At 56.3% G+C, this 15,121-nt stretch carries 15 protein-coding genes; 4 read left to right on the top strand and 11 right to left on the bottom strand.

The window, feature by feature from the left end; translation table 11 throughout:
• The coding region (locus AC5DB9_RS15580) for a hypothetical protein (RefSeq protein WP_491732083.1) at nucleotides 1-252 on the top strand (252 nt) is incomplete at its 5' end.
• A 151-nt stretch (nucleotides 253-403) separates the two neighbouring features.
• Here AC5DB9_RS15580 and AC5DB9_RS15575 read toward each other — a convergent pair.
• From AC5DB9_RS15575 to merR, 11 genes are all read right to left on the bottom strand, one after another.
• Nucleotides 404-1,228: an AlbA family DNA-binding domain-containing protein gene (locus tag AC5DB9_RS15575; protein WP_288368186.1), complete on the bottom strand. Its 825-nt coding sequence runs from the start codon at nucleotides 1,226-1,228 to the stop codon at nucleotides 404-406.
• A 184-nt stretch (nucleotides 1,229-1,412) separates the two neighbouring features.
• Nucleotides 1,413-2,819, bottom strand: coding sequence for an ArnT family glycosyltransferase (locus AC5DB9_RS15570; protein WP_491732084.1), 1,407 nt, complete (start codon nucleotides 2,817-2,819; stop codon nucleotides 1,413-1,415).
• Nucleotides 2,820-2,868: 49 nt separating this feature from the next.
• On the bottom strand, nucleotides 2,869-3,897 hold the full coding sequence (locus AC5DB9_RS15565; RefSeq protein WP_273034633.1) for a glycosyltransferase family 2 protein: 1,029 nt from the start codon (nucleotides 3,895-3,897) through the stop codon (nucleotides 2,869-2,871).
• Nucleotides 3,881-4,270 carry a GtrA family protein gene (locus tag AC5DB9_RS15560; RefSeq protein WP_273034631.1) on the bottom strand — a complete coding sequence of 130 codons (390 nt, stop codon included), beginning with the start codon at nucleotides 4,268-4,270 and terminating at the stop codon, nucleotides 3,881-3,883. The genes AC5DB9_RS15565 and AC5DB9_RS15560 overlap by 17 nt, the downstream gene beginning before the upstream one ends.
• A gap of 3 nt (nucleotides 4,271-4,273) precedes the next feature.
• Nucleotides 4,274-5,626 (bottom strand): Na+/H+ antiporter NhaA, encoded by a 1,353-nt coding sequence (gene nhaA / locus AC5DB9_RS15555; protein WP_273034629.1) that lies wholly within the window; start codon nucleotides 5,624-5,626, stop codon nucleotides 4,274-4,276.
• A 74-nt stretch (nucleotides 5,627-5,700) separates the two neighbouring features.
• Nucleotides 5,701-5,895, bottom strand: coding sequence for a DUF6316 family protein (locus AC5DB9_RS15550; protein ID WP_047012787.1), 195 nt, complete (start codon nucleotides 5,893-5,895; stop codon nucleotides 5,701-5,703).
• 166 nt (nucleotides 5,896-6,061) lie between these two features.
• Nucleotides 6,062-6,403, bottom strand: coding sequence for a P-II family nitrogen regulator (locus tag AC5DB9_RS15545; RefSeq protein WP_273034626.1), 342 nt, complete (start codon nucleotides 6,401-6,403; stop codon nucleotides 6,062-6,064).
• A gap of 15 nt (nucleotides 6,404-6,418) precedes the next feature.
• Nucleotides 6,419-9,520: an efflux RND transporter permease subunit gene (locus AC5DB9_RS15540; protein ID WP_273034624.1), complete on the bottom strand. Its 3,102-nt coding sequence runs from the start codon at nucleotides 9,518-9,520 to the stop codon at nucleotides 6,419-6,421.
• A 15-nt stretch (nucleotides 9,521-9,535) separates the two neighbouring features.
• Entirely contained in the window at nucleotides 9,536-10,582 is a 1,047-nt protein-coding gene (locus AC5DB9_RS15535; RefSeq protein ID WP_051229910.1) for an efflux RND transporter periplasmic adaptor subunit, read from the bottom strand.
• The gene (locus AC5DB9_RS15530) at nucleotides 10,579-11,994 is read right to left on the bottom strand and encodes a TolC family protein (RefSeq protein ID WP_348680368.1); all 1,416 of its coding nucleotides are present in this window, start codon (nucleotides 11,992-11,994) and stop codon (nucleotides 10,579-10,581) included. Before AC5DB9_RS15530 ends, AC5DB9_RS15535 begins: the two co-directional genes overlap by 4 nt.
• A gap of 605 nt (nucleotides 11,995-12,599) precedes the next feature.
• Nucleotides 12,600-13,028 carry a mercury resistance transcriptional regulator MerR gene (gene merR, locus AC5DB9_RS15525; RefSeq protein WP_431603795.1) on the bottom strand — a complete coding sequence of 143 codons (429 nt, stop codon included), beginning with the start codon at nucleotides 13,026-13,028 and terminating at the stop codon, nucleotides 12,600-12,602.
• Nucleotides 13,029-13,101: 73 nt separating this feature from the next.
• On the opposite strand from merR, the gene merT reads away from it, so the two are divergent.
• The 3 genes from merT to merA all read left to right on the top strand — a co-directional run.
• Nucleotides 13,102-13,452 carry a mercuric ion transporter MerT gene (gene merT, locus AC5DB9_RS15520; protein ID WP_348680367.1) on the top strand — a complete coding sequence of 117 codons (351 nt, stop codon included), beginning with the start codon at nucleotides 13,102-13,104 and terminating at the stop codon, nucleotides 13,450-13,452.
• Between the two features lie 12 nt (nucleotides 13,453-13,464).
• Nucleotides 13,465-13,761, top strand: a complete 297-nt coding sequence (gene merP / locus AC5DB9_RS15515) for a mercury resistance system periplasmic binding protein MerP (RefSeq protein WP_348680366.1) — start codon at nucleotides 13,465-13,467, stop codon at nucleotides 13,759-13,761.
• A gap of 36 nt (nucleotides 13,762-13,797) precedes the next feature.
• Nucleotides 13,798-15,121, top strand: a 1,324-nt coding sequence (gene merA, locus AC5DB9_RS15510; protein ID WP_348680365.1) for a mercury(II) reductase, incomplete at its 3' end; no start/stop codon positions are given.

Below are 15,121 nucleotides of genomic sequence, written 5' to 3'. Positions count from 1 at the left end.
CCCATGCGCATCCGGCGTGTCGGGAAGGAGGAGCGGGAGGTCAAGGCGAAGTGTTCTATCCATGGTTGCACATCCTATCTTTTGTTGAAACCAAAGCGCGACTGGGATCGGTACCTGGAATATGCTGCGAGACTAACCCAAAGCCGCAGGCACACAACGCTGCTGCCGCGCTGGCGATTGTTCTGCTCGCAAGCTGCAACTGTAATTTCCAAGCCAACTTCTTTCTCCAGTGTTTTTGTCTTTATCCGTTAAAGTAGACGTAGATGATATATTCTGCACCGAATTCACTGTTTGACACTTCTGCCCGGTGTGTGCGTCAGGTTGATAATAGCGCGACACCAATCGATATAGAGCACATGGGGCTTATGCAAGCGCAATACGAGCTGACGCGTGATTGTCTCCTCTACTGGTTTTCTACATGATATCCCTGTGTGATGTGTTCTTGGGCCTCACGGGCATCCAGTTCCCTCGTCGAGTTTCCTGTACGAACGAAATACCGTGCGACTTTTCCGTCTTGGAGGTAGATCGGAGCATACGCTTTTTCAACAACGATGCGGCAGACTTGGCGGTCGTCTATCACCGGAAACTGGCAGTGAACGAGCGTGCAGGCGTGCGCACCAAGCGTTGTGCGTACCAGGTCCATGATTGCTCGCTCAAAACCGTCCGTATTCTTGTGCCTCAAGGTTTGGCAGTCCGCCTCGATCCCGATAATTTGACCGTCATCGTCTATTCCGATTATTAGGCTGCCCCCGCAATGGTTCATTAATCCCACTATGGATTTGGCGACCACCATTTCAAGAGACTTGTTAGATTCCTGCTTACGCTGGTCCCACCGAAGCGAGGATTTGAATTCCAGACACTCGCTCTCACCTGCATCCACGAGATACAAGAGATTCATATCCAGTTCTTTTTCCAACCACGAAACGCGTCTTTGTTGTGCGTCGAGTGTGCGGGAGTAGGCGCTGATGACGATAGAGAATGAGGCACCAATCAACGCGAAAATGGCGTTCATGGGGACCAGTTCAAACCAAGCATTTGTTTGTAATCTAGTTATGGCAAAATCCCAGATACTTTCTGACGGAATATCGAACTGACTCTTGAATTCCAGAAAGAAAACTGCCGTGATCAGCGGATGTAACAGTAAAACGCCGAGGATAGCCCCTAGCGCGCCATGGAATGCTAATCTTCGAATGAATGGAGAGATTTGCTTTGGTGGTCTGCTCTTCATGATAGTTACTTAGTACTCCATGTGTCAGTTTTCGGTTAGTTAGGCGCGGTTTTGGATAATAGTTGCAATGCATCGGCGGTGTCCGTAACTTTCCATGAGGTCAAGGAGCTGGATTATCGTCTCCAGTAACATCCCGGCTGCGTGGCAGCCCGGCCAGGTCAGTGTGGGAATTAATCCCGGTCAATTATCGGCCTTTGGCCGAAGGCACAAGATCCACGGCCCGCTCTTGGATTGACAATAGCCGATGTCGGCGGTCTGTGAATTCGGTACTGGCGTCGCCAAACAATGCGGTTATGCGCTCATTTGGCCAGCGCGCAGGGATCACTGCAAAATACCGCCGATACTCCCGCCGCTCGCGCATGTTTTCAAACTGTTCCGCTGTTACCGCTCGAGCCCGCCCCTGAGAGTAAAAGCGCGCGGAGAATGGCAATTTATCCAAATATAGTAAGGGGCTGTCGGCGGGCCTGCTCTGGCGACTGTAGTAGTTGGCCAGGCTCTTCTCCGACTTGACGAGGGTTAAGCTGTTGCCGACAGTGATAACGACACTAGTCAACAGCAGCGGGGTGATAGCGGCAGCAGGTGCGCGCAGGCGCCCGGGCCACGACTGCGCACTCAGCGCCGAAACCGGTCTTGCGATCAGTATCGCCGCAAAGGGTAACGAAGGCAGCGCATACGTCCACAGAATATTGCCCGCGAGAGTAAAAAGTAGCAGCGGCCCCAGGGCATAAAGCAGTAACAGCAGCGTCATCCGGTCATTCAAAATGCGTTTTGCCGCCAATCGCCTTCTCACCGTGGCAGCAATGAGCATAAACAGGGCCAGTATCCCCCACGGGAAGCTGGCCATGAGCCAGAAAACCCAGATGGTGCCCCGTGGATATTGATGCGCACTGCCATAGAGATCCCCCGCCCAGCCGGGCACGACAAACCGGCGGAAGTGCTCGCCGACGAGGAAATAATCCAGAAATCCCGGGGTCTGGAGTTCCGCCAAAACATACCAGGGCAGTACCAGAACGGCGGTTATCAAGCCTCCCCGCAGCCACGGCAGCGCTTTCAAATCGCTGAGTTTCCCGCCTCGAAACAATAACCACAACACAATCGGAATTCCCACCAGCACGGCTGCCAGTGGTCCTTTGGACAACAGTCCGATGGTCAGGCCCAAAAAAAATAACCAGCGCCAGGCAAAGCCCTGTTCCTGCGTCGCTAGGCAGAAACTCACGAGCGAGAGTGTTGTCCCAAGCGCCAAGAAGGCATCCGTCATCACAGCGCCGGCGCTTACATAGGTCAGGGCCATACTGGAAAAGATCAGCGCCGACCAGCGGGCTACGTGACTGCCCCAAAGCTGCAAGGCGAGCCGCCATGTGAGATAGACCATGCCGATAGTGGCTAGCCACGACGGCAAGCGCAGGGCGAACTCTGACAGTCCAAATAATTTGATTGCCGCAGCCTGTGACCAGAATGACAGGGGAGGTTTTCCCCAGAATGGTACGCCCGGTTCGAACCAGGGGGTGATCCAGTCCCCCGTTTCTACCATCAATCGTGCAATTTCCGCATATCTCGGCTCCGTGGTATCGGCGAAAGGAAATATCGCCATACCGACAAAACGACTTAAAAGAATCGCTGCCAGAGCCAGCAGCCAATAGCTATATTTCGGCAACATTGTTAAACGGCTCCTGCTGGACTGATCGGATGCAGTATTTTGCTTGCTGGCTTTCGATAATTTTCTCGGCGATATAGATGGGTCTTTGCTTGGTTTCCAGGTAAATCTTGCCGATGTATTCACCGACTATGCCGATGCTGAACAACTGAACTCCGCCCAGGAAAGTGATGATGGACACCAGGGATGGATAGCCGCTGGTTGGATCTCCAACCAATAGCGCTTTAATAAAAATCCAAAGCCCCCAGGCGAGCCCTGAAGTGGCGGATAAGATTCCCAAGCCGATCGCCCATCGCAATGGCGATACTGAAAACGACGTCAACCCCTCAAAGGCGAGTCCGACAAGCGCCGGATAGCTCCACTTGGTCTCGCCAGCTACGCGAGGCTCCCGCTCATACTGTAGGGTGTGGGTAGGCATGCCAATCCATGCATATAGCCCTTTCATATATCGATTGCGCTCATTGAGGCTGAGTAAAGCGTCAATTGCTTTTCGGCTCATCAGCCTGAAATCACCGGTATCCACAGGAATTTCGGTACGGCTTGAGACATTGAGCAGCCGATAGAACAGGTGGGCGCTCAAGCGCTTGAGCCGGGAATCGCCGTTACGGCAACGCCGCTGCATCAGTACCACCTCGGAACCGGATTGCCATGCATCGACCATGGCCGGAATATATTTCGGTGGATCCTGTAGATCCGCGTCCATCACGATGACGGCGTCTCCGCCACAGTGCTCCAGGCCAGCGGTTACCGCCGCCTCCTTGCCAAAGTTACGGCTCAGCTTTAGCAATTTGATGCCCGGCATTTTGGATATCATCTGTTTCAGATATTCAGCACTGCCGTCTTGACTGCCGTCATCGACGAAAACAACCTCCGATTTCAGGGCTAGCGATTGGAGAATTGGCAGTAGGTTTTCAAGAAAAACGGGCAACATCGTGCGTTCGTTAAAGACCGGAACGACTATCGATAATAGCAGTTCACGGCGTGTTGCTTGCTGTGGATCAGATTGTAGGCTCATGGAATATCAAACTCCTATAAATTACAAAATTCAGTACTGCCACCAGCGCCGTGGTAGTTGCCTGTGCCGCGATAACGGGTAGATTCATACCGTGGTTCAGCAACGTAAAGAGGGCGAAGTTGGCGAACCATGCGAACACGCAGGAGCCCAGGTATCGCCAAAGTGTTCGACCGTGGCCACGCGCGTTGCGAAAAGCGAGTCGCCGCTGCAGGCCGTAGTTGGCGACAGCGCCAGCCACACTTCCGGCAGCTGTGGCCGTGACCGGTTGAACTGTCACGGCGATCAGAGATGCCATGAGCGCCCAGTGAGTGGCGGTAGCCAGGCCTCCTGCGGCGAGAAAAGCCGCGAATTGAACACGAATACCATCGGACATCGTTTATTTCTTCCTGTTTTCGTGGCTATCTCGCGCAGTGCCGATCAACAACGTGGCAACACCGACAACGGCGGCAATCAGCGACGCCAACAGGATGCTGATCTTGGATATTTTGATCAATTCAGGGTCGCTAAACGCCAGGTTGGTGATGAACAGCGACATGGTAAATCCAATGCCGGCTATCATGCCCATGCCAACCACATGCCGCCATCTCAGTGAGCTGTGCAATTCGGCTATGCCCAGCTTTTCACCGATTAGCGCGAAGAGGGTTATTCCTAATGCCTTTCCAAGCGCGAGACCTAGCAATATACCCAGGCCCAGGGAACCCGATACCACCTCCAATAAACTGACATCCAATTTAACGCCCGCGTTAGCAATAGCGAAGACAGGGATAATGAAAAAGACGTTAAAATCAATTAACGAATTTTCTAATTTCAGTAGTGGTGGGCTTGAGTTTTCAGTGTCTTTTTTTATGGCTTCTAGAATTTTTCGTTGACGACTATCCTGGAATGGGTCACGGTTTTCTATGTCCGTCTCTTCCAGTGCCGCAACATTTCTGGCGGTGCGTTCTTTCAGGGTTTTACTGTCCAATTTGGGTTTTACGGGTATGGTGATGGCAATCAGTACGCCGGCAATGGTGGGGTGAACGCCTGAATTCAGAAAGCAGTACCACAAAGCGACGCCTCCCGATAGGTACCAAAAAAGATTTTTTACGCCAAGGCGATTGCATAGTATCAATAGAGTGAAAGTGCCTGCTCCTGCCCCTAAATATAACCAACTCAGGTCATTGCTATAAAACAAAGCAATGACGAGTATGGCTCCCAAATCATCGACTATAGCCAGTGCAACCAAAAAGATTTTAAGTTGCAAAGGCACGCGTTTTCCCAGTAATCCGATAATGCCTAAGGAGTAAGCAATATCAGTCGCCATCGGAATACCCCAGCCGGCTATATTTTCTGTGTCAACATTCAGGGCGACAAAAATCAGGGCCGGGACGACCATCCCGCCAAGCGCTCCCAAAAGTGGCATGGAGGCTTTCTTTAGGGATGACAATTCGCCTACCAGAATTTCCCGCTTCAGTTCCAGAGAAGCCACCAGAAAGAATATGGCCATAAGGCCGTCGTTGATCCACTCTTCGAGTGTCAGACGGAAAGTAAAATGCTCGGACAGCTCAAAAAGAAGTTCATCTTTAAGGTAGTGGTGATAAGCGTCTGCCCAGGGAGAATTACCCAACACCAGAGCGATGACGGTGGCTCCAATCAGAAGCAGCCCTCCGGCGGTTTCCCTGTCCAAAAACTTACGGCCAGTTGCTTTATAGGCTAGATCAATGCTGTTTCTTTCTACTGACTGGGTCATGGATTTACCTGATTTCTTCCGGCTCACGGTAACGGACTTTTGTATCGATAACTTTGTGGATTTTGGGCCAGTGTTTACTCATCCTTCTTGACAGCTTTCAGGAATTCTGCGAGGCCTTCTTCTGCCGCTTTTTTGTTCGGGAATGGCCCGATATTTTGACCTTCACGGGTTAAAAAATACCATTCACTGTTGATGGCGTGGATACGATGTGTTCGAAAGGAGGGAGCATTCTTCGGGTCAGTTTTTCGATGCTTGGGTGAATCACTCATAATCTTGTCCTGTCGTCATAACCCTGCACGGTAAAGCCATCCAAAACGGCTTGAACGGACTGTACAAGGTCATGAGTCACAGCTCCTGTTGAAGATAAATCATCAGGCGCAGAGGGAGCGACAGCTGAAATGGAACCCGCCCGCTTGAAGAGGGCGGGTTCTTTTCTCAGACAACCGTACTGTCCTCGGCACCGTCCTCGATCCGGATCGCACGATTGACGTCGCTGACAAAAATACGGCCGTCTCCTCGCAGTCCGGTGTGCGCCACGGTTTTCAGTACGCGGACGACTTCGTCCACGTACTGATCGTGACACACGATTTCCACTTTCACGTGCTTGACAAAATCCCCCGCGCCATCGATCGGGTTGGCGGCGCTGGTATTGACTTTGCTGCGGCCGAAGCCGACAACGTGGGCGACACTCATGCCGGTGACGCCCTGCACTCGGTGCAGGGCCAGGGTCACGGCTTCTAGTTTGCGGTGTTTGATATAGGCTTTGATCTCTTGCATGACAATCGCTCCAGGTTAATGGGATTCGCTCATATCAGCGGGCTTGTCGGCAAACCAGTGATACAGTGCGGGAAGAACCAGTAGGGTCAGTATGGTGGCCGTCACCAGTCCACCGACCACGACGGTCGCCAATGGCCGCTGCACTTCGCTGCCGGTGCCGGTGGCGAACAGCAACGGAAAAAGCCCTAGAGCGGTGGTCACGGCGGTCATGATCACCGCGCGCAGCCTGGCGCAGGCCGCCCGCACACTGGCTTCCGCAATAGACACGCCGTCCCTGACCAGCTCATTCAGGTAACTCACCAACACCAGCCCATTTTCCAGGGCGATACCAAACAGGGCGATAAACCCTACCGAAGCCGGCACCGAGAGGCTCTGGCCACTTAGCCATAGACCGACGATACCGCCCACCAGCGCCAGCGGGATATTGAGCATGATCAACAAGGCGTTTCGCAGGGACCTGAAGTTGACGAACAGCATCAGGAACACCAGTGCCAGGGTAATGGGCACCACGATCATCAAGCGTTTGTTGGCTTGCTGCTGGAGTTCGAATTGTCCGCCCCATTTGAGAAAATAGCCCGGCGGCAAATCCACCTGTTTGGCAATTGCGGCATCGGCTTCAGCCACGAAGGAGCCAATATCCCGGTCGCGGACATTGGTCTGGATGGTGATAAAGCGCTGGTTGTTTTCTCGGGTGATCTGGCGCGGCCCGACTACTTCCTCAATGGTTGCCAGTTCCTCCAGGGGAATACGCTGCCCGGTGGCATTTTCGATAATGAGCTGCCCGATGACATCGACTCGATTGCGTGCGGGCTCCTTAAGCCGCACATAGATATCAAAGCGGCGGATACCCTCGAACACCTGTCCGGCTTCGCTGCCGCCCACGGCGACGCTCAGGGTGCGCTGCACGTCGCTGACATTGAGGCCATAACGGGCAATAGCCTCCCGGTTCAACGAAATGCGCAATTGCGGCGTACCGCCGATTTGGTCGCGTTGAACATCCTGAGCGCCCTGCACGGTGCGCATCACCTTTTCTATAGCCTGTGCTTTCTCGACCAGCACATCCAGGTCATCGCCAAACAGTTTGGCAGCCAGTTCCGCCTTGGTGCCAGTCAGCAGTTCATCCACGGCCGCGGCAATGGGCTGTGTGAAGTTGAATTGCGCGCCGGGGAAATCCGCGAATTTTTCACTCATGGCTGCATACAGGCCATCCAGCGTCTCCGCACTTTGCCATTCATCCTGCGGTTTAAGTGCGACGAATATCTCGGCGTTATTCACCGGGTCGGCGTGGGCGCCGACTTCACCGCGGCCTATGCGCGATACCACTTGGGTGACCTCGGGAAATGCCTCGATTAATTGCCGCTCGAATACGCTGATAGTCGTCTCGGCTTTTTCCAGCGAGATAGATGGCGCCATGGTGGCGCGGATCAGCAAATCCCCTTCATTAAAGCGGGGCACAAATTCCGAGCCCAGCCGCGGGGCGACAGCAACGCCGATGAGCAGGACCACTGCCGCTAGGGTCACGGCAATCCAGCGGCGTGCCACCATGGCCTCCACCAGAGGTTGGTAGCCTTTTAGCAGCAAACTGACAATGTCCTTGCGAGGTTTGTCGGGGTCTGTCTCGGGGCGCTTCATCAGCAGGGAGGAGGCCACCGGTGCCACGATCAGGGCAAAGAACAGGGATCCGAGCATGGCCACCGCTACGGTATAGGCCAGTGGCCGGAAGGTCGCCCCTTCCACCCCCTGCAAGGTGAACAGCGGCAGGAACACAATGATGATGATGCTGATGGCAAACAGAATCGGGCGCGCCACTGACTGGCAGGCCCGCGCCACCAGGTGCAGGCGCGATTCGTCCGGGGAGGATTCGCGCAACATTCGGTCGATATTCTCCACCACGACCACCGCACCATCCACCATCATGCCGATGGCGATGGCAATCCCGCCCAGCGACATCAGGTTGGCGGAGATGTCGAAGAATTTCATGGCGAGAAAGGTGAAGCCGACGGAGAACGGAATCGACAGCGCCACCACCAGGCTAGGTCTGAACCCGCCCATAAACGCCAACAGCACCAGCGCCACCAGAATAATGCCTTGCAGTAGTGCATTGATAACGGTACTGACAGCCGCCTTGACCAGGGTCGCCTGGTCATAATAGGGCTGCACCTCGATACCTTCCGGCAGGTTGGCATTGATGGTGGCCAGCTCCTCCTTGACGGCGCCGATCACCTGGGAGGTATTGCTGCCAATGAGCTTCAATACCATGCCCACGACCACTTCGCCTTCGCCGTCCTTGCTGGTGAGCCCGCGGCGGATTTCACCGCCGATGTCCAGTTCGCCCAACTGGTGCAGGTAGACGGGTGTACCGTCGATGGTTTTCACCACAATGTTGCGCAGGGCTTCAAGATCCGTGGCCAGACCCACCGATCGCACGATGTACTGCTCATCGTTTTTGACGATGAACTGGGCCCCGGCGTTGGCATTGTTGGCCTCGATGCGCTCCTTGATGTCGGGCAGCGACACGTCGTAGCGGATCAGCGCGTCGGGGTCGATACGCACCTGGAACTGCTTGACCTCACCGCCGATGGAAAGAACTTCGGTAACGCCCTTTACCGTCTGCAGGTTGAACTTGACGATCCAGTCCTGGATCTCCCGCAACTCGGTGTTGCTGTATTGCCCGCTGGTGTCCTCCAGCACGTAGAACAGAATCTGGCCGAGTCCTGTCGTGATGGGGCCCATCACCGGTTCGCCGAAACCGTCGGGAATAGCCTCCCGGGCCACCTGTAGTCGTTCCCCCACCAGCTGGCGGGCGAAGTAAATATCGGTGCCATCCTCGAAGTAGATATTGACCACCGACAAGCCGAAGTTGGAGATCGACCGCACATGATCCAGTTGCGGCAGGCCATTCATGGCGCTTTCGATGGGGTAGGTGACGTATTTCTCCACCTCCTCCGGCGCCAGGCCTTCGGTTTCCACAAAGACCTGCACCAACGCCGGTGAAATATCCGGGTAGGCGTCAACCGGCAGGGTGCGATAGGCGAAGTAACCGCCGATAAGCATCGCCAGAGAGATCACGACCACTAACAGTCGGTTCTCCAGCGCAAAACGAATAAGAGTATGCATACTGTGCTCCCGCGATTAGTGGTTGTGACCGGATTCGAATTCACTTTTCTGTAGCTGGGCCTTGAGCACGAAGCCACCCTTGGCGACATAGCGTTCACCCGCGTCGAGGCCCGCCAATATCTCCACCGCGTCGCTGTCCCCGCGACCGAGCTTGGCCGGACGGGGTTCCCAGCTGCCGTCGTGCTGAACGAATATTGTGGGTTGGCCCTCCAGGTCGATAACGGCGGTTCTAGGTGCCACCACCTCTGCAGGAAATTCTCCCAGGGTAATCTGGCCTTCAATGAACATGCCCGGCTTCCAATCATTGTCAGGATTGGCCAGGAAGACCCGCGCCAGGCCTGTGCGGGTGGCCTCGTCTACCAGCGGCGCCACATAGTCCAGGCTGGTCTCCACGGGTGCAGGGCCATGGCTGGTAGTGATTCGCACCGGCTGTCCGGTTTTTACCAGCGGCACCTGCTTGGGATAGAGGGCAATATCCACCCACAGGGTGGACAGGTTCGCGACGACAAAAGCGGTATCGTCGGGCGCCAGGTGTTCTCCCAGGGTGACGTGGCGTTTGATAACCACGCCGTCGATCAGGGATTTCAGCTGAAAGCGAGACAGGGTCTCGGAGCTCTCGGCCACGGCGAGCACATCGCCGGCCTTGACCCGGTCACCGGTTTTTGCCTGTACCTCGACGATCTTTGCCGCAAAGCGGGGCGTGATATGGGCCACGGCCTCCTCGTTGAGTTTCACCTCGCCGGGCAGCGAGACCTGTTGGCGAATCACACCGGCTTCAGCAGTGTCGATTTCACCACCAAAGTCCCGTAGCAGGTCGGCGCTAAAAGTCAGCTCGGGCTCTTCGTCTTCATGGCCTTCATGACCGGCTTCTTCGGCATGGTCGCCTTCATCTTCAGCGTGATCTTCCCCGGCATGTTCCTCTTCCGAGTGTTGCTTTTCATCTGCGTGCTGAGCGCCTTCTTCGGTGTGAGCGCCTTGATCTGATGGGGCGGCGATTGCGCTTTGAGATGCCATGGCAGCAAGCAGCAAGCCGCCCATTAAATAATTCAGTAACTTGTTCATTGTGATTCATCCTGTGGCGAAAGAGACGCTTTATCATCGATGCTGTCCAGCGTGGGCAGGCGCAGATTGGACCGGAAATCATTGGCCGCGCCGGTGGGGTAGAGTGACTGACGCTCCCCCGTGAGCGGCTGGCCGGTCAAGGTCTCCAGGGTGATAAGGGTTTGGTGAAAATCGGTGGCGGCGGCAACGGCCTCGGTTTCGAAGGACAGCAGCTGGCGCCGGGCTTCCACCAGTTCCAGATAGGAAAAACGCCCGTCGCCGTAGCCTTCCTGAATCAGCGCCAATGCCTGCTGTGCCTCGGGCAGTATCTGTTCACGCAGCAGGGTAACCCGCTCACGGGCCTGTTCCAGTTGGGCGAAGGCATTGCGCAGTTCCGTGAAAACCTTCACCCGGGTGGCTTTCTCTTCGAGATCCAGTTTCGCCAGATCCTCCCGCGCGGCCCTGATGTCGCCCTGGTTGCGGTTAGAGACGCCAAGAGGCATGGAAAACGAAAAAACCACACCCGTATCGCCGGTTCCCTCGACCCGTCTGATGCCCGCGCCGACTTCGATGTCCTGCCGGCCCCGGGCAATGGCCAGGTCCAGTTCGGCCTGGCGCAGTCTTTCCAGGGTTATAAACTGTTGCAGCTGCGGGGCCCGCTCCAGTTGGAGTTGGACGCTGGCAAACTCAGGCGTCGGCGCTAACGCGAAGAGTTCGGCCTCTACATCACCAAAATCCGCCGAGGTTTCGCCCCACAGACTCGCGAGGCGCCGCTTAGCATTGCCCAGGCGCACGGTGAGATTGCTCACCGCCAGCTTGGCCTGCATCAAGTCCGTGCGGGCGCGGCTCAGTTCCGCCCGACTGGCGCTGCCTGCGTCAAACCGTCTTTGGGCGACCTTTTCTGCGGTGCTGGTAAAGTCCACGACTTGCCGGGCAAAGGCCAGCAGGCGCTGGGTTTGCGCCACTTCCAGGTAACGGCTGGCCGCCGCCGACAGTGCGTCGAGGCGGGCCAGTTCGTAATCGCGCTCGACGGTTTGGCGACGCCACTGGCCGACATCCCGGCGCAGAGGGCGCTTGCCGCCCATCTCAATGACCTGGCTAAGCGCCAGGGTGGTTTCCATGGCGTCGGTGCCCGAGAACTCGCCGTTACCGGCGATATTCTCGACGTCGAGAGAGACCTGTGGGTTGGGTCGGAACCCGGCCTGGAGGGCCCGCGCCTCGGCCGCGCGAATATCGTAGGGATACATCGCCAATTCGGGGTTATCACTGAGGACCCGGGCGAACGCCTCGGCTAGCGTCAGTGTTACCGGGTCGCGGTCAGCGGCCTGGATAAGCCCGGACAGGCTTAGCAGCGCGCCGCAAATCAGCAGGCGCGTTGTCCGGATTATCAGGCTTCGGCCTGAATCCGGACGCAAACGGAATAGCATGGACATGAATTACCTCACGTAAAGATTTTTGAAAAATCCTGGTGCCGGTCGATGACCGGAAAGTGAGGTTAGGCTATGGGCGGACGGAGGATCGCAGCGATGGAGGGAGAGGGGTGGTCGACGGTATAGCGTAGTGTGACCTGGTTAGATGAGGCAGTCGGCAGCGTGGGCAGCGGTATGGACAGCAGCATATGAGAGCCATGGCAATGGCAGGAGTGGCAATGGCCGGGCGGTGTGTTGTGGTCTGATCCCGGTGACGGGTCTGTCGCTTGGGTTGAACCGTCTCCCCCGGACATATCCGCCAACTCATGGGGTTGGTGATCCGAATGGATGGGCAATACATCAGCGGCGATGGATAGTGATTGCACTACCATCAAGACCGCAAACAGTATTAGCGTCCAGTTTTTTGCCATTCGGTTATCAAGTGACCCCTGTGTGAAGAGAGCAGAAGTCTACCATAAATCAAGGTTCGGTCAACTCAGGCCATTGTCCGAAATAGAGTTTCGCCAGCTGGGGGGGTAGGTTGCCCAAAGGCTGGTCTCGTTTTTTTTGGTTTGGACCTTGCACATCGCATCCGACTAGTTGCGACGATATTTTTGTCATGTGTTCCATCATTTGGTAGCTGTATCAAACCCCTCGTGGAGGGAACCGATCAGCGGGCAGGTGACATTGTCCTTCTGCGTACAACATTCCTCGACGAGTTGGTCGAGCACGCCTTCAATTTGCTGAAGGCTGCGGATCTTGTCTCGCACGTTGCCCAGCTTGCGCTCGCCCAGTGCTTTGGCCTCGTCGCAATGGGTGCCGTCTTCGAGTTTCAGCAGTTCTCCGATTTCCTCCAGACTGAATCCCAGCCATCGTGCCCTGCGGATGAATCGAAGCCGTGCCAGCGCGACGTCGTCGTAGCGGCGAATCCCGCCTAAGGGCTTTTTTGGCTCCGTCATCAGCCCCAGCCGTTGGTAGTAGCGAATGGTTTCGACGTTTATCTCTGCGGCCTTGGCCAGACTGCCGATGGTCATGGAGGTGGATTTAGAACCGGACACGATGCTTGACTCCGTAGTCAACTACGGAGATAAGCTTGCCACAGTGGTGAATGAAACAACAGGAGATTTGTCCATGCCTGAATCCAAACCGGGACGCGGTTCGTTGCTTGCCGGGGGTGTCGCAGCCTTGCTGGCCTCTGCCTGTTGCCTGGGACCGTTGGTGTTGGTGGTGCTGGGTTTTTCCGGCGCCTGGATCGGTAATTTAACCGCATTGGAACCCTATCGTCCCTGGTTTCTGGGCGCCGCCCTGGTGGCCATGGTGTTGGCCTGGCGCCAGATATACCGGCCGGCCAGGGCTTGTGAACCCGGCGATGTGTGCGCTGCACCCAGGGTGCATGGCGCTTACAAAGCCGCCTTCTGGTTCGTAGCGTTGTTGATCGCCATCGCCGCGGTGTTCCCCTATGTCCTACCCCTGTTTTACTGAGAGGTCCGCAACATGAAAAAGTCCTTACTTGTGAGTTCACTGTTTGCCCTGTTCAGTTTACCCCTCTGGGGTGCGGAGCAGACCGTCACGCTGGATGTGCCCGGTATGACCTGCGCCGCCTGTCCGATCACCGTCAAGACCGCGCTCAACCGGGTCGAGGGTGTCAGGCAGGTCGATGTCAGCTTCGAGCGGCGCGAAGCCAGGGTCACCTTCGAGGACACGCAAACCTCCGTCGCAACGTTGATTGAAGCCACGGCCAACGCCGGTTATCCATCCACCCTCAAACAAGGCTCGACGGATCAGAAGTAATGAGATTGTAGGGTAATTTTCGGATAGGAAACTGTCATGAGTGAAGCGCAAGCAATACACATTGCTGTTATCGGTACCGGCGGTGCCGCCATGGCCGCGGCATTGAAAGCGACGGAACGCGGCGCCCGGATAACCGTGATCGAGCGAGACACCATTGGTGGCACCTGCGTGAATACCGGATGCATACCGTCGAAGACCCTAATCCGAGCGGCGCATATCGCTCACCTTCGAAGCAATAGCCCCTTTGACGATGGGCTCGGCGCCCGGGCACCGCTCGTAGATCGTGCCAGACTGCTGGAACAACAGCAGAGATTGGTGGAAGCGCTGCGCGAGGCCAAGTACGCCCGTATTCTACGTGACAACCCGGCCATTACCCTGATCCAGGGAACAGCGCAATTCGTGGCGGCCAATGCGCTCGCCGTCACCACCCCGGAGGGCGAAGTGCGGCGGATCGAATTTGATCGGGCCTTTATTGGGGTGGGTGCGCGACCGGCGATCCCACCCATTCCGGGGTTGGCCGATACGCCGTACCTGACTTCCACCTCCGCCTTGTCGCTTCCCGTCATCCCGAAGCGCCTGTTGGTGATCGGGGGGGCGGCGGTGGCATTGGAGCTTGCCCAGGCCTTTGCGCGGCTGGGTAGTCAGGTAACCATCTTGGCGCGCAGCCGGCTGCTTTCCCGTGACGATCCGGCTGTTGGCGATGCCGTTCGGAAGACATTTGAGCGGGAAGGCATCCGGGTATTGCTGAAGACCCAGGCCAGCCGGGTTGATTACGTTGATGGCGAGTTCGTTCTGGACACCAATGCCGGGGAATTGCGCGGAGAGCAGCTGTTGATCGCCACCGGGCGCACACCCAATACCGAAGGGCTGAACCTGGAACAGATCGGCGTAAAGACAGTGCGTGGCGCAATTCAGGTGGATGAGCGAATGCAAACCAACGTGCCGGGTATCTATGCGGCAGGCGATTGCACCGACCAACCGCAGTTCGTCTATGTGGCCGCCGCCGGCGGCAGCCGGGCCGGGGTCAATATGACCGGCGGCGACGTTTTGCTTGACCTCAGTGCCATGCCGGCAGTGATTTTTACCGATCCGCAGGTGGCGACCGTTGGCCTGACGGAAGAGCGGGCGGCCACGCAGGGCTTACGGGTCGATACTCGCGTGCTCAGTTTGGACAGTGTGCCGCGCGCCTTGGTGAATTTCGACACCGCCGGCTTTATCAAGATGGTGGTCGAACAGGATTCAGGCCGCTTGCTGGGAGTGCAGGCAGTTGCCGCCGAGGCTGGAGAACTGATCCAGACGGCAGTAATGGCGATGCGGGCCAATATGACCGTGCAGGAATTGGCTGAAGAGCTGTTTCCCT

This window comes from Spongiibacter sp., from assembly GCF_984394615.1.
Note: the sequence above shows the minus strand (reverse complement) of the source record. Positions and strands in the feature narration are given on the sequence as shown.